The following is a 24,621-nucleotide window of genomic DNA, read 5'->3' as shown; positions in this document are numbered from 1 at the left end:
TTTGCGGCAATTTACACTACAATCAGTTCTCTGCGGCAAATGTCTGCTTTGCGTGGCGGCCATACCGGGACGACCGTAATGGGAGAGGCCCTTGCGACCCTTGCGACCAGCGGCGACGTCGGGGTTCGCGGCCCTCGGCCGGGAATTCGCCAAGTTCGGCGCCGTCGGCGGCCTCGGCATCGTCGTCAACCTCGCGGTCTTCAACCTCTGCCGTGCGCTCACCGGGCTGCCGGTCGTGCGCTGCAGCGTGATCGCGACCGTGGTCGCCATCGGCTTCAACTACCTGGGCCTGCGTCACTTCGCCTACCGCGACCGCGACAGGAGCCGGCGCAGCCGCCAGGTCGCCCTCTTCGCCGCCTTCAGCGCCATCGGGCTGGTCATCGAGAACGGGGTGCTCTACGTCGCCACGTACTCGTTCGGCTGGGACACCCCGTTCCAGAACAACCTCTTCAAGTTCCTGGGCATCGGCGCCGCCACGCTCTTCCGCTTCTGGACCTACCGGGCCTGGGTGTTCAGGACACTGCTCCCCGACGGCTCTCACGGCGACCCCTCGAACAGCACGAGCAACCCCGCCGCGTACCACCCCGAGACCACCGCACCCCCACCGTAGAGACACACCCGCACCCCAAGCGGAGCACGGGCGAGCGGCCTGGCCGCCAACAGCAGCAGAACCGGCAGGAACGGCAGCATGAAGCGTGGCTTGGACAGCGGCGAACCCGGCGTTCCCACCATCAGCACCCACGCCCCCGCCACCGCCACGACCAGCTGCCACGGCACCTTCCGGTCCCGCGCGAGGGCCAGCACCCCGATGGCCCCCAGCACCACCACCGCGATCACCGCCGCGGAGCGCAGATCACCCGTCCGGCCCGCGTGCCGGTAGAGGAGCATCCCCTTCAGCACGTGCACGGTGCCCGCACCGAAGTCGAACGACTGCCCCCACGCCCGCTCCGCCTCGAACCAGCCGTCCACCCGGCCCACCTTGCTCCCCAGGTACAGCCAGCTCCCCAGCAGCCCCAGGGGCGCCGTCAGCAGCGCCACCCACGCCTGCCGGCCGCCCCGGCGCTGCACCAGCTCCCACCCGGCGGCCAGCACGACCGTGCCGACCAGCACCGTGGCGCTCGGCCGCACCATGCCCGCCACGACGCACAGCGCGGCCGCCGCCAGCCAGCGCCGCGCCAGTATGGCCACCAGCGCCCAGATCAGGGCCGCGCTGAACACGCCCTCCGAGTACGGCACCCACAGCGCGAACGCGTACGGCGAGCAGGCCCACAGCGCCACGCACGCGTACCCGGCGCCCGGCCGGCCGCCGACGGCGCGCACGAGCCGGAACACCCCCGCGGCGGCCACCGCGGCGCCCGTGAACGACACCACCACCCCGGCCCACACCAGCGGCAGCCCCGTCACCAGCCCCACCGACCGGATCAGCCCGGGAACCAGCGGGAAGAACGCGAGCCTGCTGAATTTCGGCTCCCCGTCCGGACCGTAGGGGATCTCCCCCGGATAGCCGCGCTTGGCGATGTGCAGGTAATTGCCGCTGTCCCAGCGCTGCAGCAGGACCTCCGGGCCCCGCCCGAGATGGCGGCTCACCAGCAGGAGCACCGCGAAGCCGACCGCGGACACCGCCAGGTAGAGGGCCACCGCGCGGGCCGTCCCGTGGCGCGGGGGCGCGGGCGGCGGGGCCGGCACGGGGCGGCGTGCGCCGTCGGACAGGGCATCGGGGGAGGGCCCGGACGTCAACCGGGAAACGGCCTTCATCCGTCCCTCATAGCACGGCAAAAGGACGGCCCCGGGGGATTTGTCCCCAGGGCCGTCCCTTGTTCACTCCGCCGTCAGCCGTGCGTCAATTCGACGCAGCGCACGGCCCGGAAAGCCGCCCGGGCGCGCGCTCCGGCACACGGCTCAGCTGTGCGTCCGCAGCAGGGTGCGCATGGTCCGCATGGCCACCGACAGGTTGGCCAGGTCGAAGGCGTCCGAACCGCGGATCTCGTCGAGCGTGGTGCGCGCCCGGCTCAGGATCGCCGCGTTCTTCTCCTCCCAGTCCTCGAAGCGCTGCTCCGGCGTCGAGGAGCCGTTGCCCACCGCGAGGATGTCGGCGGTGAGCGCGGAGTGGGCCGCGTACAGGTCCTCTCGGATGGAGGCGCGGGCCATGGACTGCCAGCGGTCCGCGCGCGGCAGCTCGATGATGCGGTCCATCAGCTGGGTGATGTGCAGCCGGTCCCCGAGGTCGTAGTAGACCTCGGCCACGGCCAGCGGCTCCTTGCCGGTGCGGTCGGCGACCGCGACGACGTCCAGCGCCGGGAAGACGGAGGAGAAGCCCGCCACGCGCACGGCCAGCTCGTCCGGCACGCCGGCGTCCACCAGCTCGTCGTGGATGGACTGCCACCACTCCATGTCGGCGCCCTTGAGCAGCTTGGGCAGCTCGCCCCAGACCTCGGCCACGCCGTCCTGGAAGAACTCGATCGTCCCGGCCAGCTCCAGCGGCTGCGGCCGGTTGTTGAGCAGCCAGCGGGTGCCGCGCTCGACCAGGCGCCGCGAGTGCAGCCGGATGCGGGTCTGGACGTCGGCCGCGACCACGTTGTCCAGGCCCTCGACGGCGTCCCACACGGAGCCCAGCCCGAAGATGGCGCGGGCGGCGGTCTGCGCCCGGACGATCTCCTCCAGCGAGGCCCCGGTCTCCTCCCGCAGACGGTGCAGGAAGGTCGAGCCGCCGCTGTTGACGGTGTCGTTGACCAGGACGGTGGTGATGATCTCCCGGCTCAGCGCGTGGGCGTCGACCTGCTCGGCGAAGCCGGTGCGCAGCGCCTGCGGGAAGTAGGCGTGCAGCAGGCGCTCGAGGTACGGGTCGTCGGGCAGCCCGGTGGCGAGCAGCTCCTCGGCCGTGGTGATCTTGATGTAGGCGAGGAGGACGGCCAGCTCCGGCTGGGTCAGCCCGCGGCCCGCGGAGAGCCGCTCGCGGATCTGCCGGTCGCTGGGCAGGAACTCCAGGGCCCGGTCCAGGTGGCCGTCCCGGCCGAGGCGGCGCATGATCCGCTGGTGGGCGTGGAGGAGGCTGGGGGCCTGCTCCACGGCGTTGGCCAGGGCCACGTTCTGCGCGTAGTTGTTGCGCAGGACCAGCTCGCCGACCTCGTCGGTCATCTCGGCGAGGAGCTTGTTGCGCTGCTTGACGGTCATGTCGCCGTCGATGACGAGCGCGTTGAGCAGGATCTTGATGTTCACCTCGTGGTCGGAGGTGTCCACGCCGGCGCTGTTGTCGATGGCGTCGGTGTTGATCCGGCCGCCGTTGGAAGCGAACTCGATCCGGCCGAGCTGGGTCAGGCCCAGGTTGCCGCCCTCGCCGACGACCTTGACGCGCAGGTCCTGGCCGTCGACGCGGATGGCGTCGTTGGCCTTGTCGCCGACGTCCGCGTGGGACTCGGTGGAGGCCTTGACGTACGTGCCGATGCCGCCGTTCCACAGCAGGTCGACCTGCGCGCGCAGGATGGCCTTCATCAGCTCGGCGGGGGTCATCTTGGTGACGCCCGCCTCGATGCCGAGGGCCTGCCGCACGTGCGCGTTGACCGGGATCGACTTGGCGGTACGGGGGTGGATGCCGCCGCCCTGGGAGAGCAGCCCGGTGTCGTAGTCGGCCCAGGACGAGCGGGGCAGCTCGAACAGGCGGCGGCGCTCGGCGTAGGAGACGGCCGCGTCCGGGGTCGGGTCGATGAAGATGTGGCGGTGGTCGAAGGCGGCCACCAGGCGGATGTGCTCGGAGAGCAGCATGCCGTTGCCGAAGACGTCACCGGACATGTCGCCGACGCCGACGACCGTGAAGTCCTGCGTCTGGGTGTTGTGGCCCAGCTCGCGGAAGTGGCGCTTGACCGACTCCCAGGCGCCGCGGGCGGTGATGCCCATGCCCTTGTGGTCGTAGCCGGCCGAGCCGCCGGAGGCGAAGGCGTCGCCGAGCCAGAAGCCGTAGGACTGCGCGACCTCGTTGGCGATGTCCGAGAACGTCGCGGTGCCCTTGTCGGCGGCGACGACCAGGTAGGTGTCGTCCTCGTCGTGGCGGACGACGTCCTTCGGGGGCACGACCTCGCCGCCGACCATGTTGTCGGTGATGTCGAGGAGGCCCGAGATGAACGTCTTGTACGAGGCGATGCCCTCGGCGAGCCACGCGTCGCGGTCCACCGACGGGTCGGGCAGGCGCTTGCCGACGAAGCCGCCCTTGGCGCCCACCGGCACGATGACGGTGTTCTTCACCATCTGGGCCTTGACCAGGCCGAGGATCTCGGTGCGGAAGTCCTCGCGCCGGTCGGACCAGCGCAGACCGCCGCGCGCGACCTTGCCGAAGCGCAGGTGCACGCCCTCCACCCGCGGCGAGTACACCCAGATCTCGAAGGCCGGGCGGGGCGCCGGCAGCTCGGGGATGGCCTGCGGGTCGAGCTTGAGGGACAGGTAGGGGCGCGGCGCGCCGTCGGCGTCGCGCTGGAAGTGGTTGGTGCGCAGCGTGGCCTTGATGACCGTGAGGAAGGCCCGCAGGATGCGGTCCTCGTCCAGGCTCGCCACCTGGTCCAGGGCGCCGTCCAGCTCCTCCAGCAGGCCGTCGATGAGCTCGTTGCCGGCGCGCTGGAGCGCGGGCGACATCCGGGCCTCGAAGAGGTTGACCAGCAGGCGGGTGGTGTGGACGTTGTTGCTGAGGGTGTCCTCCATGTACGCCTGGCTGAACGGCCAGGCGGCCTGCCGGAGGTACTTGGCGTAGGCCCGCAGCACCATGGCCTGGCGCCAGTCGAGACCGGCCCGCAGCACCAGGTTGTTGAAGTTGTCGTTCTCCGCGGCGCCGGTCCACACCGCCGCGAAGGCCTCCTGGAAGCGGATGCGGGCGTCGTCGCCCTCGATCCGCTCGGGCATCCGCAGACCGAAGTCGTAGATCCAGGCGGTGGTGCGGTCCGAGCAGCGCAGCTCGTACGGGCGCTCGTCGACGACCTCGACGCCGAGGCGGTGGAGCACCGGCAGCACGGCGGACAGCGAGACCGGCTCACCCGTGCGGTAGATCTTGAAGCGGCGCTCGCCGGGGCCCGCGCCGACCGGCTCGTAGAGGCTGAGCTCGAAGTCGCGGTCGCCGCCGGCGGTGGTGAGCTTCTCCAGGTGACCGAGGTCGGAGACGGCGCTGCGGGGGCTGTGGTCGGCCTTGTAGCCCTCGGGGAAGGCCTGGCCGTAGCGGCGCAGCAGCTCGGCGGCGCGCTCCTCGCCGGCCTCGGCGGTCAGCGTCTCGGCGAAGCCGTCCGCCCAGGAGCGGGCGGCCTCGACCAGGCGGGCCTCGATGCGGTCGGCGTCGGCGTCGGTGAGCTCGCGCAGCGTCGCGCCCGGCTCGACGCGGACGACGAAGTGCAGCCGGGAGAGGACCGACTCGGTGTTCCAGGCGGTGAAGTCGACGCTGGAGCCGCCGAGCTCCTCCTTGAGGATGTCGATCAGGCGCAGCCGCACACCGGTGGTGTAGCGGTCGCGCGGGAGGTAGACCAGCGCCGAGTAGTAGCGCCCGTACTCCTCCTGGCGCAGGTACAGCCGCAGCCGGCGGCGCTCCTGGAGGTAGAGCACGCTCGTGGCGATGGAGCGCAGCTGCTCGGCGGCGATCTGGAAGAGCTCGTCGCGCGGGTAGGTCTCCAGGATCTGGAGGAGGTCGCGGCCGTCGTGGCTGTCGGGCGTGAAGCCGGCGTCGGCGAGGACCTGCTGGACCTTGCGGCGGACGACGGGCACGCGGCGCACGGACTCGGTGTACGCGGCGGAGGAGAACAGGCCGAGGAAACGGCGCTCGCCGATCACGTTGCCGTCGGCGTCGAACTTCTTCACCCCGACGTAGTCGAGGTAGGAGGGGCGGTGGACCGTGGCGCGGCTGTTGGCCTTGGTGAGGACGAGCAGCTTGTGCTCACGGGCCTTGGCGCGGGCGTCGGCGGGCAGCCGGTTGAACGAGGGGGACGCCGGGCGCGGCAGGTGCGAGTGCGGGCCGCCGGCGCGCTGCGCCTCGTCGTGGTGGGGGTCGGAGCGCAGGATGCCGAGGCCGGTGCCGGGGACGGCGCTGAGCACGTCCTCCTCGCCGCCGTCGGTGGAGACCTTCGTCAGCTCGTACTCGCGGTAGCCGAGGAAGGTGAAGTGGTCCGCGGCCAGCCAGCGCAGCAGCTCGCCGGCCTCGTGGGTGTCCGACGGGGCGACGTCGCCGGGGAGGGACTCGGCGGCCAGGCCGTCGGCGATGCGCAGGGCGGCGTCGCGCATCTTGGACCAGTCCTCGACGGCCTCGCGGACGTCGGACAGGACGCGCATCAGGTCGGCGGCGATCTGCTTGAGGTCGCCGCGGTCGGTCTCGCGGTCGATCTCGACGTGGATCCAGGACTCGGTGAGCGCGTCGTGCGGCAGAACGGCGTCCTTGCCGGTGCCGTGGGCTTCGCAGTTGGAACCGAGGACCTCCAGCAGACGGCCGGTGACGTCACGGCGCACGATCATCTGCGGGTGGATCACGACGTGGATGCCGCGGCCCTGGCGGGAGAGCTCGTTGGTGACCGAGTCGACCAGGAAGGGCATGTCGTCGGTGACGACCTCGACGACGGAGTGGCTGCACGTCCAGCCGTTCTCCTCGACGGTCGGGGTGTGCACCCGGACGTTGGCCGTGCCCTGCGGGCGGTTCTCGGCGAGGTGGCGGTGCGAGACCGCGGCGCCGTAGACGTCGACCGGCTCGCGACCGTTGAGGTCCTCCGGCGCCGTGTGCAGGTAGTAGCGCTGGAGGTAGGCGGTCAGGGTCTCCTGGTCGAGTCCCGCCTCGGCCTTCGGCCCGGTCGGTTGTTGCCCCCCGGCCGGGCTGTTCTCAGCGACGCGGGCCGCCCTCTCGAGCAGCTCTGCCTTGGCTTCGTCCAGCTTGGTCTGCATGTCCTCTGGCTCCTGTCGCGCGCCGTTGCGTGACATAGGTGGTGAAGGCATCACGCCGCGACGCGGGGTCTCCGGTCGTCTTCGACGGTATGCCGGAATGAGGGATGACCGGAGCGGTCCCGGCCGATTCGGCCGAATGCGCCCCGCCCGGGCGACCAGCGGCTCCCCGGGTGCCGTGGCACTCCGGGCGCAGGACAGGGGCGCCGTCGCCCCCGCTGGATATCGCGCTGATCACCCCGTAAGGCTATCGCTCTTCCCCCGGGAGGCGTCACGAGCGGTTTGTGTACAAAACCCGGAGCCCATCTTTGACGATATGGACAGCGCGGTCAGCCGACGAGACGCTCCGCCTCCGCAACGGCCTCCACCAGCGTGTCCACGACGGGCACCCCGGCCCCTACAAGCCCGGCCCGGTCGTGCGAGCCTCCCGTGTACAGCACCGCGTGCGCGCCCACGTGGGCCGCCGCCACGGCGTCGTCGAGCGCGTCGCCGATGACGACCGTGCGCGCCGGGGGTATGCCCTCGCCCGCCAGGCCGGCGACGTGGCGGGCCATGTGCTCGGCCTTGCTGCCGCCGGAGGGGCCCGTCCGCCCCTCGACCCGGACGAACCTCCGTTCGATGCCGAAGGTGCGCACGAGCGGCAGCAGGGCCTCGTGCCCGTACATCGACATGATCGACTGGGTGCCGCCGGTCTCCTGCCAGCGCTCCAGCAGCTTCTCGGCGCCCTCCGCGAGGCCGCAGCGCAGGTGGTGGTCGTGGTAGTGCCGCTGGAAGGCGCCGTCCATGTGCTCCCACTCGGCCTCGGTGGGGAGGCGGCCCATCAGCCGCTCGTAGAACCGCGGGATGGGGACGCAGTACAGCGCGCGGTAGCGCTCCAGGGTGATCGGCTCCAGGCCGATCTCCGCGAAGGCGGCGTTGGTCGCCGCCATCACCGCGTCGACGTCGTGAAAGAGCGTGCCGTTCCAGTCCCACACAATGTGGGCCGCGTGCTTCCCCATGCGAAAACTGTACGGGGAGGCTGTGACAACAGCGGTCCCGGGCGGCGGTCCTAGATCAGGTTGGGGATCTCCTGCACGCCGAACCACATCAGCTCGTGGTCCTCGGCGCCGTCGACCGTGAACTGCGCGTCGTCGTCACCGCGGTCGGCGGCGCCCAGCGCCGCGGCGGCCGCCGCGACGTCCTCCTCGGCGTCCCCGGAGTCGAGGTGCACGGCCGCGGCCTTCGCCAGCCGCACCGTCTCCGAGAGCCGCACCTCGCCGTAGGCGGACTGGTCCAGCCCACGCTCGGGGTCGGCGGCCACGGCGGCCTCGGGCACGTCGACGGCGACGACCACGCGGCGGCGCGGCGCCTCGGGGTCGGCGGCGAGCAGGCGCAGGGAACCCTGGGCGGCGCGCCCCAGGGCGGCGTACTCCAGCTCCTCGACGTCGTCGGAGCGGTACCACTCGCGCAGGGCCGGGGTCACGGCGAAGGCGTCCAGCGGGGCCGGGCCCAGCACTCCCGCCTTGTGCGCCTCGGCGAGACCGGGGAGGGTCAAGGGGACGTAGACGCGCATGACCGCCGCTTTCCTTCGATCCTGGGGACGTTTCGGTTGCGAGGCCAGCATACGGGCGTGGGTACCCCTTCGAAGTGCAGGTGAGCCGCCTGCGGGCGGCTCCTCGGCCCCCTGTGTCGCAGCGTGTGGCGCCCGGCTGCCCCGCACCACCCCGGGGTCCCCCGAATAGGTGAATCACCGGCAGGCGGCGCAGCCCCGTCCGCCGTCCTTGCCGCCCTCCGGCGCCCCCGATAGAAGATCACCCGACGGAAGCTACTGCCCGGTAATCCCGCCGGGCCCGGCACCGCGAGGGGGCGGCCAGCATGAGGACCGGCACGAACAGGACCACCGGCGGCAGGACGGCCGCACGCACCGGCAGGCCCGCCGCCCGGACCGCACCCGCACGGCGCACGGACTCCCGCCGCCCGGCCGCCCCGGACCCGGCCGCACGCCGCCGGGAGCGCGAGCGCCTGCCGCGCTACTGGTTCGCCGAACGGCTCCTGCTCACCCTCAGCGGCCAGCGCCCGGTCCACTGGATGCTCGGCCACACCCTGGGCGCCGCGTACGACCAGCTGGCCGCCCTGGCGCCCTACGCTCCCCTGCTGCCCGCCCCGCCCGGCCGCAGCCCCGCCGTCAGGCACTGCGACGAGTTCCGGCCCTCCCCGGGCGTCATCGAGGCCTTCGCCCGCATCGCGTCCGGGGACCGGCTGCTCGCCCTCGCCTTCCGCCTGGAGCACTGCACCGACCAGCGCTGGCGGTGCTCGGCCGTGGAGCTCGGCGGCGGGACCCGCCGCTGACATACGTGAGGCGGGGCGGGGCGCCTGGATCACCCAGGAGTCCCGCCCCGCCTCATGCCCGAAGGCTCACGCCGCAAGGCTCATGCCCGAGGGCTCACGCCCAAAGGATCACACCCGGCGAACCGCCCAGGCCTACTTCTTGCGGCGACGCCCGCCGCTGTTCTTCTGCGCCTTGCGGCGCTCGGCGCGGGTCATGCCGTCCGCCGCCGAGCGGAACTCGCCGGTGTCGTCGCTGGCGTAGTCGGTCTCGATCGTGCCGCCCGCACCGTCGACCGTCGGGGCCGAGAAGTGCAGCCGGTCCGGCCGCTGCGGCTGCGCGAGACCCTTCGCCCGGATCTCGGGACGGGCCGCGGGGATGGTGTCCTGGGCCTTGTCCAGGGACGGCGCGGCCTCCTCGACCGGGACCTCCTCCAGCTGCTGGTCGACCTGGACCTCCAGGTTGAACAGGTAGCCGACGGACTCCTCCTTGATGCCCTCCATCATGGCCTGGAACATGTCGAAGCCCTCGCGCTGGTACTCCACCAGCGGGTCCTTCTGGGCCATGGCGCGCAGGCCGATGCCCTCCTGGAGGTAGTCCATCTCGTAGAGGTGCTCACGCCACTTGCGGTCCAGCACCGAGAGCACCACGCGGCGCTCCAGCTCGCGCATGATGTCGGAGCCCAGCTGCTCCTCGCGCGCCGCGTACTGCTCGTGGATGTCGTCCTTGACGGACTCGGCGATGAACTCGGCCGTGATGCCCGCGCGGTCGCCCGCCGCCTCCTCCAGCTCCTCGATGGTGACCTTCACGGGGTAGAGCTGCTTGAAGGCGCCCCACAGCCGCTCCAGGTCCCACTCCTCGGCGAAGCCCTCGACGGTCTCCTGGCGGATGTAGTCGTCGATGGTGTCGTCCATGAAGTGCTGGACCTGCTCCTGGAGGTTCTCGCCCTCCAGGACGCGGCGGCGCTCGCCGTAGATGACCTCGCGCTGGCGGTTGAGCACCTCGTCGTACTTCAGGACGTTCTTACGCGTCTCGAAGTTCTGCTGCTCGACCTGGGACTGCGCCGAGGCGATGGCACGGGTGACCATCTTGTTCTCGATCGGCACGTCGTCGGGAACGTTGGCCATGGCCATGACGCGCTCGACCATCTGAGCCTTGAACAGGCGCATCAGGTCATCGCCCAGGGACAGGTAGAAGCGGGACTCGCCGGGGTCGCCCTGACGGCCGGAACGACCGCGCAGCTGATTGTCGATACGGCGCGACTCATGGCGCTCCGTGCCGAGCACGTAGAGCCCGCCGAGGTCCTTGACCTCCTCGAACTCGGCCTTGACCGCGGCCTCGGCACGCTCCAGGGCACCGGGCAGCGCGGCCGCCCACTCCTCGACGTGCTCCACGGGGTCGAGACCCCTCTGGCGCAGCTCCGCCTCGGCGAGGTCGTCCGGATTGCCGCCGAGCTTGATGTCCGTGCCACGGCCGGCCATGTTCGTGGCGACGGTGACGGCGCCCCTGCGGCCGGCCTGCGCGACGATCGAGGCCTCGCGCTCGTGGTGCTTGGCGTTGAGCACCTCGTGCTGGATGCCGCGCTTGGCGAGCTGCTGGGAGAGATACTCCGACTTCTCCACGGAAGTGGTGCCGACCAGGATCGGCTGCCCCTTCTCGTGCTTCTCGGCGATGTCCTTCACCACGGCGTCGAACTTGGCGACCTCAGTGCGGTAGATGAGGTCGGACTGGTCCATGCGGACCATCGGCCGGTTGGTCGGGATCGGCACCACGCCGAGCTTGTAGATCTGGTGGAACTCGGCGGCCTCGGTCATGGCCGTACCGGTCATGCCGGACAGCTTGCTGTAGAGGCGGAAGAAGTTCTGGAGGGTGATCGTGGCGAGGGTCTGGTTCTCGTCCTTGATCTCCACCCCTTCCTTCGCCTCGATGGCCTGGTGCATGCCCTCGTTGTAGCGGCGGCCCGCGAGGATACGGCCGGTGTGCTCGTCGACGATCATGACTTCGCCGTCCATGACGACGTAGTCCTTGTCCCGCTTGAAGAGCTCCTTCGCCTTGATGGCGTTGTTGAGGTAGCCCACCAGCGGGGTGTTGACCGACTCGTAGAGGTTGTCGATGCCCAGCCAGTCCTCGACCTTGGCGACGCCGGCCTCGTGGATGGCGACCGTGCGCTTCTTCTCGTCGACCTCGTAGTCGCCGGTCTCCTCGACGCCCTTCTGGGGGTTGGCCGGCTCGCCCTTCTTCAGGCGCGTGACCAGCTTGGCGAAGTCGCCGTACCACTTGGTGGCCTGGTCGGCCGGGCCGGAGATGATCAGCGGCGTACGGGCCTCGTCGACCAGGATCGAGTCGACCTCGTCGACCACGGCGAAGTTGTGCCCGCGCTGGACCAGCTCGTCCTTCGACCACGCCATGTTGTCGCGCAGGTAGTCGAAGCCGAACTCGTTGTTCGTGCCGTACGTGATGTCGCAGCTGTACTGCTCGCGGCGCTGCGCCGGCGTCATGTTCGCCAGGATGCAGCCGACCGACAGGCCGAGGAACTTGTGCACCCGGCCCATCAGCTCGGAGTCGCGCTCGGCCAGGTAGTCGTTGACCGTGATGAGGTGGACACCCTTGCCCGACAGGGCGTTCAGATACGCGGGGAGCGTGCCGACGAGGGTCTTGCCCTCACCGGTCTTCATCTCCGCCACGTACCCCAGGTGCAGGGCGGCGCCGCCCATCAGCTGGACGTCGTAGTGACGCTGGCCGAGGACGCGCTTGGCACCCTCACGGACGGTCGCGAAGGCCTCGGGGAGCAGGTCGTCCAGGCTCTCCCCGTCGGCGTAGCGCTGCTTGTACTCGTCGGTCAGGGCGCGCAGCTCGGCGTCGGAGAGGTTGAGGAAGTCCTCTTCGATGGAATTGACCTGGTCCGCGATGCGGTGCAGCTTGCGCAGGATCTTGCCTTCTCCTGCACGCATGATCTTGCCGAAGACGGACACGTAGGCTAGCTCCTTGCCGGTCGGGCCTGGCACCGGTTCTCCCCCGCCGTGGGCAGGGGGCGGGTACGCGGGCACGACGGGACAGTCCCCGCCGCAACGGCCATCGTAAGCGAGGACCCCGCCGCGCCGGGAGGTCCGTCATCACCGAGGCCGGGTGTCACCCGCGGTGTCACCCGGATAAGGAACGAGCGAATAATCCCGAAGGTGCCGGGCTGCGGGTCTTTACACTCCGGCCATGGACCCCATAGAGCTCACGACCGAGCGCCTGCTGCTGCGTCCTTTCGCCCTCTCCGACGCGGACGGCGTGGTCGCGGCCTGCCAGGACCCGGACATCCCGCGGTACACGAGCGTGCCCTCTCCGTACACGCCCGAGGACGCCCGCACCTTCATCGGGGAGACGTGCCCGTCCGGCTGGCACAACGACTCCCTCTACACCTGGGGCGTCTTCACCCGGGAGGACGGCCGGCTCGTCGGTTCGATGTGCCTGGTGCGGCTCGCGCAGCTGCGCTCCCCCGAGCGCCAGGCCGAGCTCGGCTACTGGACCGCCAAGGAGCAGCGCGGCCGCGGGTACACCGCGGAGGCGGCCGGCGCGGTCGTCCGCTGGGCCTTCGGGACCCTCGGCGTCGAGCGCATGGAGTGGTACGCGGAGGCCGGCAACGAGGGCTCGCGCGCGGTGGCCCTGAAGGTCGGATTCCGGATGGAGGGCGTCATGCGGTCGAAGATCGTGTACGCGGGCACGCGCCGCGACGCGTGGACCGGTTCCCTGCTCCCCTCGGACCTGGACCTGCCGACCACCACCCCCTACCTGCCGTTTCCCGAGCGCGGCTGACCGGATCCGGGGTCGTTGTCAGTGCCCCCGCCTAAGGTGATCGGCATGACAACTGCCGCCTCCGCCAAGGCCCGTAAGCCGGAAGCCCGCAAGCCCGAAGCTCTCAAGCCGGGAGTCCGGGGGCCCGAGCACCGCCTGTCCGCCGATGACGCGCGCCGGCTGGCGCTGCGCGCCCAGGGCCTGCTGGGCGCGCCGGACCGGCGGGCGGGCACGCGCGGCGTGTTGCGGCGGCTGGGGGCCGTCCAGCTCGACACGATCTCGGTGCTGGCCCGCTCGCACGAGCTGGTGCCGTACGCCCGGCTGGGCGCGGTCGGCCGGGGCACGGTCGAGGCGGCCTACTGGTCGGGGGACCACGCTTTCGAGTACTGGTCGCATGCGGCGTGCATCCTGCCCGTCGAGGAATGGCCGCTGTTCGCCTTCCGCCGCCGGGCCTTCCAGGCCCGCGGCCACCGCTGGCACATCATGGAGGACGCCGAGCGCTCGTGCGCGGCGGTCCGCGACCGCCTCAAGGCCGAAGGCCCCCTGACGGCCACGGAGCTGGGCGGCGCGAAGAACGGCGGGGAGTGGTACGACTGGTCCGAGACGAAGATCGCGGTCGAGTGGCTGCTGGACACCGGCGAGGTGGTGTGCACCCGCAGGCGCGGCTGGAAGCGCGTGTACGACCTGGCGGAGCGCGCCGTGCCCGATGCCCTCTTCCACGACGATCTGGACGACGCCGCGTGCATACGGCGCCTGGTGGCGCAGGCCGGTGCCGCGATGGGCGTGGCCACCCGGGCGGACCTCGCGGACTACCACCGCCTCAAGGGCGAGCAGGTGGACACCGTCATCGACGAGACCGGCCTGGTGCCCGTCGAGGTGGCGGGCTGGTCGAAGCCCGCGTGGGCCGACCCCGCGGCCCTGGCCGAACAGCCGCGCGGCCGGCACCGTACGACGCTGCTGTCGCCGTTCGACTCACTGGTCTGGGACCGCCCCCGCACGGAGCGGATCTTCGGCTTCACCCACCGCCTGGAGGCGTACGTCCCGAAGGACAAGCGCATACACGGCTATTTCGCGATGCCGCTGCTGGCGGGCGGCCGGCTGCTCGGCCGCGTCGACCCGGCGCGCGACGGCAGCACGCTGGTGGCCCGCCAGGTCTCCCTCGACGGGCCCAAGGCCGTGGCTCCCATGGCCCAGGCGCTCCGGGAAGCCGCGGAGTGGGTGGGCTGCAATGCCGTCCGGATCGAGCGCTGCGACGACGCGAAGCTGGCCGCAGCGCTGATCACCGCCCTGGAATAGGCCCGGCATGCCCCCGGCTAACGGATTTCCAGGATCTTCTCGCGCATCGCGTACACCACCGCCTCCATCCTGGAGTGCAGCTGCAGCTTCTCCAGGATGTTGCGCACGTGGTTCTTGACGGTGTTCTCGGAGATGAACAACTCCTTGGCGATATCGCGGTTGTTCATCCCCGTGGCGACGAGCTTGAGGACCTCCAGCTCGCGGTCGGTCAGCCGGGGGGCCGGCACCAGCCGGCGCTCGTCCGTGCGCTGGATCATCGACTTGAACTCGGTGAGCAGCTTGGACGCCATCGACGGGCTGATCTGCGACTGCCCGTCGGCGACGGCCCGGATCGCGGTCGCCACTTCGTCGGTGGAGATCTCCTTGAGGAGATAGCCGGTCGCCCCGGCCTTGATGGCGTCGTAGAGGTCGGCTTCCTCATCGCTGATCGTCAGCATGATGATCTTCGCGCTGGGGGCCACCTCCTTGATGGAGGTGCACGCCTCGATGCCGCCGCGCTTGGGCATGCGGACGTCCATCAGCACGATGTCGGGCAGCAGATCCGCGGCCTTGTCCACGGCCTCCGCGCCGTCCCCGGCCTCCCCTACGACCTGGATGTCCTCCTCCTGCGCAAGGACGATCTCCAGGCCCCGGCGGAAGAGCGCGTGGTCGTCCACGACCAGGACCCGGATGGGCTCCTCGCGCGCCGCGCCCCTGCCTGTGCAGGCCTCGTCGTCGTCCTCGCCGGGCTCGAGTACGGGCCCGAACCTGTCCGCCATTGTTCCTCCCCCTGAAGACCCCTGAAGGCCCAGAGCCCCTCGCGGTTGCACTGTGCTGCGTGCTGCGCCGCCCAACCGGTTCCCCGGCGCCGGTGGTTGGCCGCCGGGCCATGATTTCATGCCGGGGGGCCGGACGCTGCTTCCGTCGTCGCACGCCGGCGCCCCGGGGGCGCGGGGGGCGCGCCCCGAGGGCACCGGATCGACGGTTACGGCAGATGCCGCGGGAGGCCTGGGCCTCCCGGCTCAGCCGCCCAGCTCGCCGCCCGCACCACCGGGCTCTCCTTCGAAGAGCGGGTCGGCATTGAGGTGGATGACGCCGTAGTCGTAGGCGTGCCGCCGGTAGACGACACTGGGTTGTTTGCTGTCGGAGTCGACGAACAGGTAGAAGTCGTGCCCGACCAACTCCATTTCGTAGAGCGCCTGGTCGAGGGTCATGGGCGCTGCGGCGTGGGTCTTCTCGCGGACCACCAGGGGGCCTTCGCCCTGGATCTCCAGGGATCCCATGCGGGTGACCGGCACGCCTTCCGCCGCGTGGTCGACGGCGAGTTCACCGCTGTCGGTGAGCTCCGCGGCGCCGATGACGGTCGCCGCGACATCGCTCGCGGGGATACGGCCGTTGCCCCGCCGGGTGTGGCGCTTGTCGTTCTGCTTGCGCAGTCGTGCTTCGAGCTTGCTGGTGGCCAGGTCCAGTGCGACATACGGATCGGTTGCAGCGGCCTCCGCCCGGATCACCGGTCCACGGGAACGCACCGTGATCTCCACCCGGTCGGAGCGGTCGGCCTGCCTGGGGTTGGGCTCCTTGGACACCTCGACGTCGAGGCTGATCACCTTGCCGTCGAGCTTCTGGATCTTGTCCAGCTTCAGCTTCTCGGCCACGTGCTTGCGAAAGCGCTCGGGCACCTCGGTCTTGCGGCCTTTGACGACGATGTCCACGCAGAACTCCGTTCCCGGATCGCCCCGCCGAAGGTGCGGAGCGCATCCCTCTTGCATCAGACCCCGGGGATACCCGGAGCCACCGACTTGGCGGTTTTCACCTCCTCCTCCCCCATCGGCAAGGTCTGCACCCCATCGACTTCAAGCTTCCGTGAAAGCGAGCAAAGCGCGCCATTCGGAAATGCGAGGCATAGCCCCTGCCATTCCTCACAACCGAACATATCTCGCTCGGACGCCTGTCGGTAGCCCCTACCGGGACGTACCTCCATTCAGGTGTTTCCTTGCCGTTACCATCAGCAACGAATGAGGTTGCCCCTCAGTTCCGGTTCTTTTCGGCCTCGCACGGGGGAACTCCGGACGCGGCCACGACGGCGGCCCCCAGAGCTCTCCCGCCCGCGAGGGAGACGGCACGGGCCGCCTCGGCGAGCGACGCCCCCGTGGTCATCAGGTCGTCTACCAGCACCACCGGCCCTTCGCGCAACAACAGCCCCTCCCCTCCCATACGTACCCCCAGTGCACCGGCCACATTCGCCCTGCGCTCCCGGGCGCCCAGTCCGGCCTGGTCGGCGACGGGCCTGCACTGGCGCAGCACGGCCGCCACCCGGGCCGGCACACCCGCGGCCCGGAGGGCACGCGCCGCGGCGAGAGCCAGGCGCCGGCCGGCATCGTGACCCCGGGCGGCGACGGCACGGCGGGCGGAGGGGACGGGAACGAGCAGCAAGGGCCTTTCACCGGCTTCCAGGGCCCCTCCCCCGCCCCACCCGCCACCCCCCGGACAACCGGCCACCGAGCGCACCGCACCCGCCAGAGCAGCCCCCAGCGGCCCCGCCAGCCCCAGCGCCCCGCGCTCCTTGTGCGCGAGCAGCGCCGAGCGCACCGGGCCCTCATACCGCGCAGCGGCGTGGACCGGCGGCAGCCCGGGCGGCGCAGGATCCGGCCTGACGCGCCACACCGCACCCGCTCCGGGCACCGCGCCTCCGCCCAGCGCCACCCGGCACGTCTCGCACAGCACGGACCGCGGCCGCCCGCACCCCGCGCACTCGCCCGGCAGCACCAGGCCCGCGATCTCCTGCCACCACCCCGGCACAGATCCACTGTCCCGCCGGGCGCGGCGCCCCGCCACCCCTGTGGAAAACCCTGCGCCGCGTGACCGGCGCGCGGCGGCCGGCGGCGGCTAGCCCGGGTAGACGGGCGCGGAGCCTTCCTTGGTCACCAGCTTCCAGTTGCTGTCCGGCAGCAGGCGTACGATCCCGCCGTCCCGCTCGGCCACCAGCGCCGGTGCCTTCGCCGTGCTCTCCGAGGCCGCGACGCCCCGCACGCCCGTGATTCCGGGCAGCGCGGAGGTGTTCGACAGCGAGCCGTCCGTATCGATGTACTGCAGCTGCTGCAGCCCGCCCTGTTCGTTCCCCGCGACCAGCAGGCGGCTCCCGCCGGCCCACGACACCGCGTCGACCTGCTCCAACCGTGGCGCCACCGAACGCAGTTCCTGCACCGACAGGCTCAGCCGCCCCGCGTCCGCGTGCCGTTCGACCCGCCCGAGCTTCAGGCTCGTACGGTCGTCCTTGGTCACCAGCAGCGCGATCCGCACACCGTCGGCCGCCACCCGGAGGCCGGTGATGCGCCCGTCCAGCCGGGGCACCTGGACCTCCTCCGGGCTGCCCTTGCCGCCGGGCAGCCGCAGCAGCCGCGGCCGCTCCGGATCCTGGTCGGCCACCCACAGGTCATTGAGACCGTCCCAGCTCGGGGCGGTCAGTCCGGCCTTCGCCCCACCGCGCGCCGTCACCCGGGGCTCGCCCAGCGCCGCGCCCGTCTCCAGATCGGTGACGTACAGCGCCTGGCCGCCTGCGGCCACGCCCGCGGCGCGGTGCTCGCTGCGGTCCACGCCCACCGACCGCAGCTGCACGGCGCCGTCGCCGAGCGGCCCCGGCACCCGCCGCGCCTCCTCGTCGCCGTCGGCCAGGCTCACCATCCGGTGCTGGGCGTCGACGAAGTACTGCTGGTCCGCGCCGCGGCCGGCGGCCTGGTCGGGCGCGTACTGCCGCGCCGCCTCCCGGCCCAGCGAGCACAGCTGCGAGCCGTTCTCCCGCTGCAGCACCACCTGGCCGACCTTCGCCGACTGGTCCTGGACGGTGTACAGGAGCTGCGCGGCCATGCGCTCGCACTGCCCCTGATTGGTGCCCGCGCCCTTCCCGTTCAGCCGGATTTTGAGGGCGTTGGAGTCGTCCACGGACAGCCGCCGGTCCACGACCTTCGTGCCGGTCGGGAACGCCGTCGCGGCCACCGGGTCCAGCCAGTTGGTCGGCCCGTCCAGCAGCGCGTTGACCGTGGACGTCACGGGGTCTATGCGCTTGCGCAGGTAGACGGGGTCGGCGACGAGCACGCTCTTGCCCTTGCCCGAGCCCGCCGTGCCCAGCTCCGCGAAGTAGTACTTGTTGACGGACCGGTAGATCCGCTGGAAGTCGGCGAGGCCGAGCACCAGCCCGGGCGGCAGGTCATCGATGCGCCACTCGCCGCCCTCGCGCGCGACGTGGATCTGCGCCTTGAACGCGCTCTCTTCCGGCTTGTAGGCGTGCTTGGCGTCGATCCTGGCGACCTGCTTGCCGGTCAGGGTGATGGTGTAGTCGCGGTCGCGGTCCCGGTCACCGTTGTGCTCCACCTGCACCTGCGGCGGCTCCGCCAGCACGACCGTGCCCCACGAGGGCTCCCACCCGCGCTGCTTGTCCTTGGCCAGGTACATGCGGGCCGTGCCGTAGTCCGGATCGTCACTGGTGGTGGCTTCCAGGAAGCCCGTCACCAGCTCCTGCGGCCGCTCGCCCTTGTGCGGCGGCACGCCGTAGACGCGCACCTGCGAGTCCGCGTCGGCGCGCTGCGACGAGTCGACCGCCGTCACCTCACCGCTGTCGGGCATCGAGGCGCACCCGGCCAGCAGCACGCCACCGGAGACGAGCGCGGCGAACCCCGCGGTCCGCCGCCGCGGGGTCCGGCGCCGGCGATTGCGTTCAGCGCCCACGCGCCCGCCCCTCACGTTCCCCCGTGGCCCCCGCCACGGGCTTGCCGCCGTCCTGGCCTCCCGGACGGGCCACCACGCGGGCACCACTGCCCGGCAGCGCCGTCGGATCCACGGCGGGCACGTTCCTGTTCTGCGCCGGTACGGGCGCGAGACCGCTGCCCTGCGGCGGCACTCCGCCGGACCGCCCGGCCACGGCCATCGGCACCCCGGCCTCGCTCAGGCCGCGGTTGCGCCGGGAATCCTCCGGCTCCAGCGGGATCGGCGATCCGCGCAGGGTGTCACCGGCCGTGCCCGGCAGCGTCAGCCGGAACTGCGAACCGCCGCCCGGCTCGCCCCACGCCTGCAACCAGCCGCCGTGCAGCCGCGCGTCCTCCACGGCGATCGACAGGCCGAGGCCCGTACCGCCCGTGGTGCGCGCACGCGCGGGGTCGGCCCGCCAGAAGCGGTTGAACACCCGGACGGCCTCGCCGGGCTTGAGGCCCACGCCGTAGTCACGGACGGCCACCGCCACCGCGCCGCCGGCCGCCGCCAGCCGCACGATCACATCCCGGCCCTCGCCGTGCTCCACCGCATTGACGACGAGGTTGCGCAGCACGCGCTCCACACGCCGGGAGTCCGCCTCCGCGACCACCGGCTGCTCGGCGCCCTGCACCAGCAGCTTGCTGCCCTTGCGCTCCGCGAGCGGCAGGGCCCCCTCGATCACACGGTTGACGACATCCCGCAGATCGACCGGCTCGGCCTCCAGGGCCGCGGCCCCCGCGTCGAAGCGGCTGATCTCCAGCAGATCGGCCAGCAGCGACTCGAAGCGGTCGACCTGCCCGTACAGCAGCTCCGCCGAGCGCGCGGTGACCGGATCGAAGTCCTCACGGGCCTCGTGGATGACCTCGGCGGCCATACGCACGGTCGTCAGCGGCGTCCGCAGCTCGTGCGAGACGTCCGAGACGAACCTGCGCTGCATCCGCGACAGCTGCTCCAGCTGCTGGATCTTGACCTGGAGGTTCTGCGCCATCTTGTTGAAGGCCTCACCGAGACGGGCGATGTCGTCCTCGCCGGTGACCTTCATACGCTCCTGCAGGACGCCCGCCGCCAGCCGCTCGGAGATGCTCGCGGCCATCCGCACGGGCGTGACGATCTGCCGCACCACGAGCCAGGCGATGGCGCCGAGCAGCACGACCACGAACACCCCGGCCGTCGCCAGCGTGCCCTTGACCAGGCTCAGCGACTTCTCCTCCTGGGTGTACGGGAAGAGGTAGTACAGCTGGTACGCCTTGCCGTTGACGTCGTACATCCGCTTGCCGACGACCAGCGCCGGCTCGCCCTCGTCGGAGGCGTTGTGCTTGACCGACGCCGACTTCCACAGCGCACCGGTCTTGGTGTCCAGCTGTTTCCGCAGGTCGGCGGGGATGCTGGCCTCGGGGTCGATGTCACCGGAGGCCCGCGGGCCGCGCGCCCCGGCGGACGTCATGTCGCCGTAGGCCAGGTCGCCGTACGCGAGATCGCCGCTGCCGGAGCTGAGCGCCACCACGTGGTAGACGCCCTGCCCGCCGCTGGAGAGCTGCTGCACCAGGGCCGTCAGCCAGGCCCCGGGGTCCGTCGCACCGCGGCCACTGGCCTGTGCGTCCTGCCCGCGGGTGTCCCCCGCGGTGTCGGCGGCGTCCCGCGCCGCCTTGAAACCGCCCTCGGCCTGGCTCAGCGACGCATGCCGCTTGGCCTCCAGCAGGCCGTTGCGAACCTGCCCGATGACCACGACGCCGAGCAGCAGCACCACGCCCACCGACATCAGCAGCGTGGTCGCGACGACCCGCAGCTGGATATTGCGCCGCCACAGGCGCATCGCGGGCAGCAGCGGACGCCGCACCCAGCGCACGTACAGCCTCAGCACCGGGTGGACCGGCCCCGCGGCCGCGCCGTCGGACAGCATCCGCCCGGCCCGCCACAGCCGCCGGAAGAGAGGTATGCCGCCCGCCGTCTCGACGGGCCGCCCCACGCCCCGCTCCGGGGCGGCACCGTTGCCCGACATGTCAGCTCGGCCCGGCCTTGTAGCCCACACCACGGACGGTCACCACGATCTCCGGCCGCTCCGGGTCCTTCTCGACCTTGGAGCGCAGCCGCTGCACGTGCACATTGACGAGGCGGGTGTCGGCCGCGTGGCGGTAGCCCCACACCTGCTCCAGGAGCACCTCGCGGGTGAAGACCTGCCACGGCTTGCGGGCGAGGGCCACCAGCAGGTCGAACTCGAGCGGCGTCAGCGCGATCGACTGCCCGTCGCGCTTGACCGAGTGCCCGGCCACGTCGATGACCAGGTCCCCTATCGACAGCTGCTCCGGCGCGGGCTCCTCCGAGCGGCGCAGGCGGGCGCGGATGCGCGCCACCAGCTCCTTCGGCTTGAACGGCTTGACCATGTAGTCGTCGGCCCCCGACTCCAGGCCCACGACGACGTCAACCGTGTCGCTCTTCGCCGTCAGCATCACGATCGGCACGCCGGACTCGGCGCGGATGAGCCGGCAGACCTCGATGCCGTCCCGGCCGGGCAGCATCAGATCGAGCAGCACAAGATCGGGCTTGACCTCACGAAAAGCAGCAAGTGCCTTGTCGCCGTCCGCTACAAACGACGGCTCGAAACCCTCACCACGCAGCACAATGCCGAGCATCTCGGCCAGTGCGGTGTCGTCGTCGACGACAAGGACGCGTCCCTTCATATCGACATCATCCCATTTTCGCATCCGGTCCATAGAGCCGGGTGACGGAGCTCACCTGGCGCAGGTGACATTCTTCGGTGTGTCCCGTTGACCCGGGACGCCGACCTCGTCTGCCGCCAGGTGTGGACAGTACACGGGTGAATCAGCCCGGCTCACTCCCGGATCCCTGCTGTGACCTGGCACAGAGCTCCGCCAGGCCCGCCCGGGTCACCGGCGAGACCACACCGTTCTCCGTGACGATCGCGGTCACCAGTTCCGGTGGTGTGACGTCGAACGCAGGGTTGTACGCCTGCGTCCCCAGCGGAGCCACCGGCACACCGGTGCCCGGCTCGGCGCCTGCCCCGGCCGGCACCACCGTAAACTCCGTGATCTCGTGGCCGGAACGCTGCTCCACCTCGATCTCCGAACCTGCCGCCGTACCGAGGTCCACGGTGGTCACCGGGGCCACCACGAGGAACGGCACGTGGTGATAGCGGGCCAGCACCGCCAGCGGATAGCTGCCGACCTTGTTCGCCACGGAGCCGTCCGCGGCTATCCGGTCCGCACCGATCAGCACCGCATCCACCTCTCCCGCGGCGAACAGCGACCCCGCGGCATTGTCGGTGAGCAGGGTGTACGCCATCCCGGCCCGGGCCGCCTCGTACGCGGTGAGCCGCGACCCCTGCAGCAGCGGACGCGTCTCGTCCACCCACAGGCGCCTCAGCCGCCCCGCACGGTGTGCCGCGCTCGCCACGGCCAGCGCCGTGCCCTCGCCTCCGGAGACCAGCGCCCCGGTGTTGCAGTGCGTGAGGACCCGGAATCCGCCGCCGGGCACCAGCTCGTCCAGCAGGGCCAGCCCGTGCGCCGCCATCCGCGCGCTGGCCTCCGCGTCCTCACGGTGCACAGCGCGCGCCTCGGCGAGCGTGGCCGCGGCGGCCTGCCCGGGCCCGCCTCCCGCCCCCAGGGCCTTCTCGTACGCGCCCAGGGCCCGCCGCACCCCGTAGGCGAGATTCACGGCCGTGGGGCGCGCGTGCGCGAGCAGCTCGGCGGCCTCCACGACGTCGAAGCCGCGGACGGCCGCCAGCGCCACGCCGTACGCCCCGGCGATCCCCAGCAGCGGAGCCCCCCGCACGGCGAGCGTACGGACCGCCTCGACCAGCGCCGGCACGTCCGTGCACACCAGCTCGACCTCCTCCGCGGGAAGCCTCCGCTGGTCCAGGACGACGAGGACGGGCCCCTCCGGCGGCTCCTCCCATCTGAGCGAAGGAACGGAGCCGGGCTCGACGGACGCCATGGATGCCGCGAACTGATCAGCCATCCGTCCAGTCTGCCGCTCACGCCCCGACTATTGAAGGTCGCCTGGGGATTCCTCCCCCGTACGAGCCCCGTATGAGCTCGCGGGCCGCCCGGATCACCGTGACACGATTGCCGGAAGTCGCTCGCCGCCGCACCGGCGGACGGGCGGGCACCGAGAAGGAGCGAGACGCACATGACTGACTCTCCGGGCCGGACCTCGCCCGGATCCTCCCCGTCCGACGAGCGCGCCCAGGCGGCGCAAGGGCAGGAGAAGGAAAAGGAACAGGAAAGGGCCCAGTGGGCGCAGGACCAGCCGCCCCCGGGTGACTGGTCGACCTCGTCCCCGAGCCCGCCCCGGCAGCGCAGACCGGCCGGCGAACGCGCACGCGCCCGGGCAGGCACGCAGGGTCCGACGGGGCCTGCGGGCAGCGGTCCGGCGGGCCAGGGTCCCGCTGCAGGCCCAGGATCCGGAGGCACGGGGCCTCAGGCGGGCTGGAACCAGTGGGCACGCCCGCCACAGGCACCCCAGCCCGGGGTGATCCCCCTGCGCCCACTGCAGGCCGGCGAGATCGTGGAGGGCTCGGTACGCACGATGCGCCTCCACTGGCGCTCCGTCGTCGGCATCTCCCTGACGGTGGCCGTGGGTACGCAGACCGTGGCGACGGTGATCGAACGGCTGTGGCCGCGCGGTACACAGGAGCTCGATGCGCTCAGCGGCGAGACCCCGCAGTCTCCGCAGGAACTGGTCGACGCCATAGGCAACGGCCTCGGCAGCCTCGGAGTGACCTGGCTGCTCAGCCTGGTCGGCTCCATCACCGCCGCGGCCCTGCTGACGGTGATCGTCAGCCGCGCGGTCCTGGGCCGCCCGGTCACCACCCTGGAGGCGTGGCGGAGCGCCAGGCCGCAGCTGGCCCGTATGACGGGCCTGCTGATCCTGGTGCCGCTGCTCCTGGTGGGTGTGTTCGCCGTCGGTATCGTCTGGGGTCTGCTGGCGGCAGCGGCCGGAGCCGAGCAGGCGGGAATGTCGCTCATGGCCATGGGCGGTCTGGCGTCCATGGTCGTCGCGACCTGGCTCTGGATCCGTTACAGCCTTGCCGCGCCGGCACTGATGCTGGAGAAGCAGAGCGTGCTCGGGGCCATGAGGCGGTCGGCGAAGCTGGTGCGGGGCGCCTGGTGGCGGGTCTTCGGAATTCAGCTCATGTCCGTGCTGATCACTCTGCTGGTCGGCTTTATGGCGCAGGCGATCGTTGTGGTGCTCGACGTCGTTGTACACGGTTTCGGCGAGCAGTCGACCGCTGATGCGACCGACTGGGCGTCACTGATCTCGATCGGTATAGCGGCGGTCGTCAGCGCCACGATCACTTTGCCGGTCACGGCCGGTATGACGGCGCTGCTGTACATGGACCAGCGCATTCGGCGCGAGTCCCTGGACATCGAGCTCGCACGGGCGGCGGGCGAATAACACGGCTTTGCTGATTGCTGATGTGCTCGGCTGCGTTCCTTAAAGGGATGCAGCCGAGCACATCAGCATCAGGGCCTCCGGCTATGAAAACTGTCCGGAAACGCGAAAAAGCCCTGGTAGGAACTCAAGGTTCCCACCAGGGCTTTCTCTAAAAATTGTTCGGCGGCGTCCTACTCTCCCACACGGTCCCCCATGCAGTACCATCGGCGCTGAAA

17 protein-coding genes are annotated in these 24,621 nt (G+C 71.3%); 5 read left to right on the top strand and 12 right to left on the bottom strand.

Going from position 1 to position 24,621, the window contains the following annotated elements; translation table 11 throughout:
* The first annotated feature begins 91 nt into the window (after window positions 1-91).
* Window positions 92-610, top strand: a complete 519-nt coding sequence (locus IE241_RS05440; protein WP_229898824.1) for a GtrA family protein — start codon at window positions 92-94, stop codon at window positions 608-610.
* Here IE241_RS05440 and IE241_RS05435 read toward each other — a convergent pair.
* The 4 genes from IE241_RS05435 to IE241_RS05420 all read right to left on the bottom strand — a co-directional run bounded on the left by IE241_RS05435 (window position 538) and on the right by IE241_RS05420 (window position 8,440).
* Window positions 538-1,755 carry a hypothetical protein gene (locus tag IE241_RS05435; RefSeq protein ID WP_190020493.1) on the bottom strand — a complete coding sequence of 406 codons (1,218 nt, stop codon included), beginning with the start codon at window positions 1,753-1,755 and terminating at the stop codon, window positions 538-540. The two genes, IE241_RS05440 and IE241_RS05435, sit on opposite strands and share 73 nt — an antisense overlap.
* Before the next feature lie 144 nt (window positions 1,756-1,899).
* Window positions 1,900-6,891 carry an NAD-glutamate dehydrogenase gene (locus IE241_RS05430; RefSeq protein ID WP_190020492.1) on the bottom strand — a complete coding sequence of 1,664 codons (4,992 nt, stop codon included), beginning with the start codon at window positions 6,889-6,891 and terminating at the stop codon, window positions 1,900-1,902.
* Window positions 6,892-7,217: 326 nt separating this feature from the next.
* Entirely contained in the window at window positions 7,218-7,886 is a 669-nt protein-coding gene (locus IE241_RS05425; protein ID WP_190020491.1) for an HAD family hydrolase, read from the bottom strand.
* 50 nt (window positions 7,887-7,936) lie between these two features.
* Complete coding sequence (locus IE241_RS05420; protein WP_190020490.1) at window positions 7,937-8,440, bottom strand: DUF6912 family protein; 504 nt, start codon at window positions 8,438-8,440, stop codon at window positions 7,937-7,939.
* A gap of 302 nt (window positions 8,441-8,742) precedes the next feature.
* Here IE241_RS05420 and IE241_RS05415 point away from each other — a divergent pair, with 302 nt between their 5' ends.
* Entirely contained in the window at window positions 8,743-9,216 is a 474-nt protein-coding gene (locus IE241_RS05415; protein ID WP_190020489.1) for an Rv3235 family protein, read from the top strand.
* A 132-nt stretch (window positions 9,217-9,348) separates the two neighbouring features.
* On the opposite strand, the gene secA is transcribed toward IE241_RS05415, so the two are convergent.
* Entirely contained in the window at window positions 9,349-12,165 is a 2,817-nt protein-coding gene (gene secA, locus IE241_RS05410) for a preprotein translocase subunit SecA (protein WP_190020488.1), read from the bottom strand.
* A 235-nt stretch (window positions 12,166-12,400) separates the two neighbouring features.
* On the opposite strand from secA, the gene IE241_RS05405 reads away from it, so the two are divergent.
* Together IE241_RS05405 and IE241_RS05400 are read left to right on the top strand one after the other, a co-directional pair.
* On the top strand, window positions 12,401-12,994 hold the full coding sequence (locus IE241_RS05405; protein ID WP_190020487.1) for a GNAT family N-acetyltransferase: 594 nt from the start codon (window positions 12,401-12,403) through the stop codon (window positions 12,992-12,994).
* Between the two features lie 45 nt (window positions 12,995-13,039).
* Window positions 13,040-14,269: a winged helix-turn-helix domain-containing protein gene (locus IE241_RS05400; protein ID WP_190020486.1), complete on the top strand. Its 1,230-nt coding sequence runs from the start codon at window positions 13,040-13,042 to the stop codon at window positions 14,267-14,269.
* Window positions 14,270-14,286: 17 nt separating this feature from the next.
* Here the strand turns inward: IE241_RS05400 and IE241_RS05395 are convergent, their stop codons facing one another.
* The 7 genes from IE241_RS05395 to mtnA form a co-directional block, all read right to left on the bottom strand.
* Complete coding sequence (locus tag IE241_RS05395; RefSeq protein WP_058044204.1) at window positions 14,287-15,027, bottom strand: response regulator; 741 nt, start codon at window positions 15,025-15,027, stop codon at window positions 14,287-14,289.
* A 243-nt stretch (window positions 15,028-15,270) separates the two neighbouring features.
* Window positions 15,271-15,960, bottom strand: coding sequence for a ribosome hibernation-promoting factor, HPF/YfiA family (gene hpf, locus IE241_RS05390; RefSeq protein ID WP_373300584.1), 690 nt, complete (start codon window positions 15,958-15,960; stop codon window positions 15,271-15,273).
* 316 nt (window positions 15,961-16,276) lie between these two features.
* The gene (locus tag IE241_RS05385) at window positions 16,277-17,047 is read right to left on the bottom strand and encodes a ComF family protein (RefSeq protein WP_190020484.1); all 771 of its coding nucleotides are present in this window, start codon (window positions 17,045-17,047) and stop codon (window positions 16,277-16,279) included.
* Between the two features lie 87 nt (window positions 17,048-17,134).
* The gene (locus IE241_RS05380) at window positions 17,135-18,970 is read right to left on the bottom strand and encodes an LpqB family beta-propeller domain-containing protein (protein WP_229898822.1); all 1,836 of its coding nucleotides are present in this window, start codon (window positions 18,968-18,970) and stop codon (window positions 17,135-17,137) included.
* Complete coding sequence (gene mtrB, locus IE241_RS05375) at window positions 18,960-20,990, bottom strand: MtrAB system histidine kinase MtrB (protein WP_190020483.1); 2,031 nt, start codon at window positions 20,988-20,990, stop codon at window positions 18,960-18,962. Before mtrB ends, IE241_RS05380 begins: the two co-directional genes overlap by 11 nt.
* Window position 20,991: 1 nt before the next feature.
* Window positions 20,992-21,669 (bottom strand): two-component system response regulator MtrA, encoded by a 678-nt coding sequence (mtrA, locus tag IE241_RS05370; RefSeq protein WP_190020482.1) that lies wholly within the window; start codon window positions 21,667-21,669, stop codon window positions 20,992-20,994.
* A 142-nt stretch (window positions 21,670-21,811) separates the two neighbouring features.
* Window positions 21,812-22,966 (bottom strand): S-methyl-5-thioribose-1-phosphate isomerase, encoded by a 1,155-nt coding sequence (mtnA, locus tag IE241_RS05365; RefSeq protein ID WP_190020481.1) that lies wholly within the window; start codon window positions 22,964-22,966, stop codon window positions 21,812-21,814.
* Window positions 22,967-23,479: 513 nt separating this feature from the next.
* On the opposite strand from mtnA, the gene IE241_RS05360 reads away from it, so the two are divergent.
* Complete coding sequence (locus IE241_RS05360) at window positions 23,480-24,406, top strand: DUF7847 domain-containing protein (RefSeq protein WP_229898820.1); 927 nt, start codon at window positions 23,480-23,482, stop codon at window positions 24,404-24,406.
* The last annotated feature ends 215 nt before the right edge of the window (window positions 24,407-24,621 follow it).

Source organism: Streptomyces hiroshimensis (assembly GCF_014650335.1).
GTDB classification, from domain to species: domain Bacteria; phylum Actinomycetota; class Actinomycetes; order Streptomycetales; family Streptomycetaceae; genus Streptomyces; species Streptomyces hiroshimensis.
This window is presented reverse-complemented; position numbering and strand designations above follow the sequence as displayed.

Excerpts from the sequence above, each read along its gene's own strand:
- IE241_RS05435 (WP_190020493.1), bottom strand. The coding sequence starts at position 1,755 with ATGAAGGCCGTTTCCCGGTTGACGTCCGGGCCCTCCCCCGATGCCCTG.
- IE241_RS05430 (WP_190020492.1), bottom strand. The coding sequence starts at position 6,891 with ATGCAGACCAAGCTGGACGAAGCCAAGGCAGAGCTGCTCGAGAGGGCG.
- IE241_RS05425 (WP_190020491.1), bottom strand. The coding sequence starts at position 7,886 with ATGGGGAAGCACGCGGCCCACATTGTGTGGGACTGGAACGGCACGCTC.
- IE241_RS05420 (WP_190020490.1), bottom strand. The coding sequence starts at position 8,440 with ATGCGCGTCTACGTCCCCTTGACCCTCCCCGGTCTCGCCGAGGCGCAC.
- IE241_RS05415 (WP_190020489.1), top strand. The coding sequence starts at position 8,743 with ATGAGGACCGGCACGAACAGGACCACCGGCGGCAGGACGGCCGCACGC.
- IE241_RS05405 (WP_190020487.1), top strand. The coding sequence starts at position 12,401 with ATGGACCCCATAGAGCTCACGACCGAGCGCCTGCTGCTGCGTCCTTTC.
- IE241_RS05400 (WP_190020486.1), top strand. The coding sequence starts at position 13,040 with ATGACAACTGCCGCCTCCGCCAAGGCCCGTAAGCCGGAAGCCCGCAAG.
- IE241_RS05395 (WP_058044204.1), bottom strand. The coding sequence starts at position 15,027 with ATGGCGGACAGGTTCGGGCCCGTACTCGAGCCCGGCGAGGACGACGAC.
- mtrB (WP_190020483.1), bottom strand. The coding sequence starts at position 20,990 with ATGTCGGGCAACGGTGCCGCCCCGGAGCGGGGCGTGGGGCGGCCCGTC.
- mtrA (WP_190020482.1), bottom strand. The coding sequence starts at position 21,669 with ATGAAGGGACGCGTCCTTGTCGTCGACGACGACACCGCACTGGCCGAG.
- mtnA (WP_190020481.1), bottom strand. The coding sequence starts at position 22,966 with ATGGCTGATCAGTTCGCGGCATCCATGGCGTCCGTCGAGCCCGGCTCC.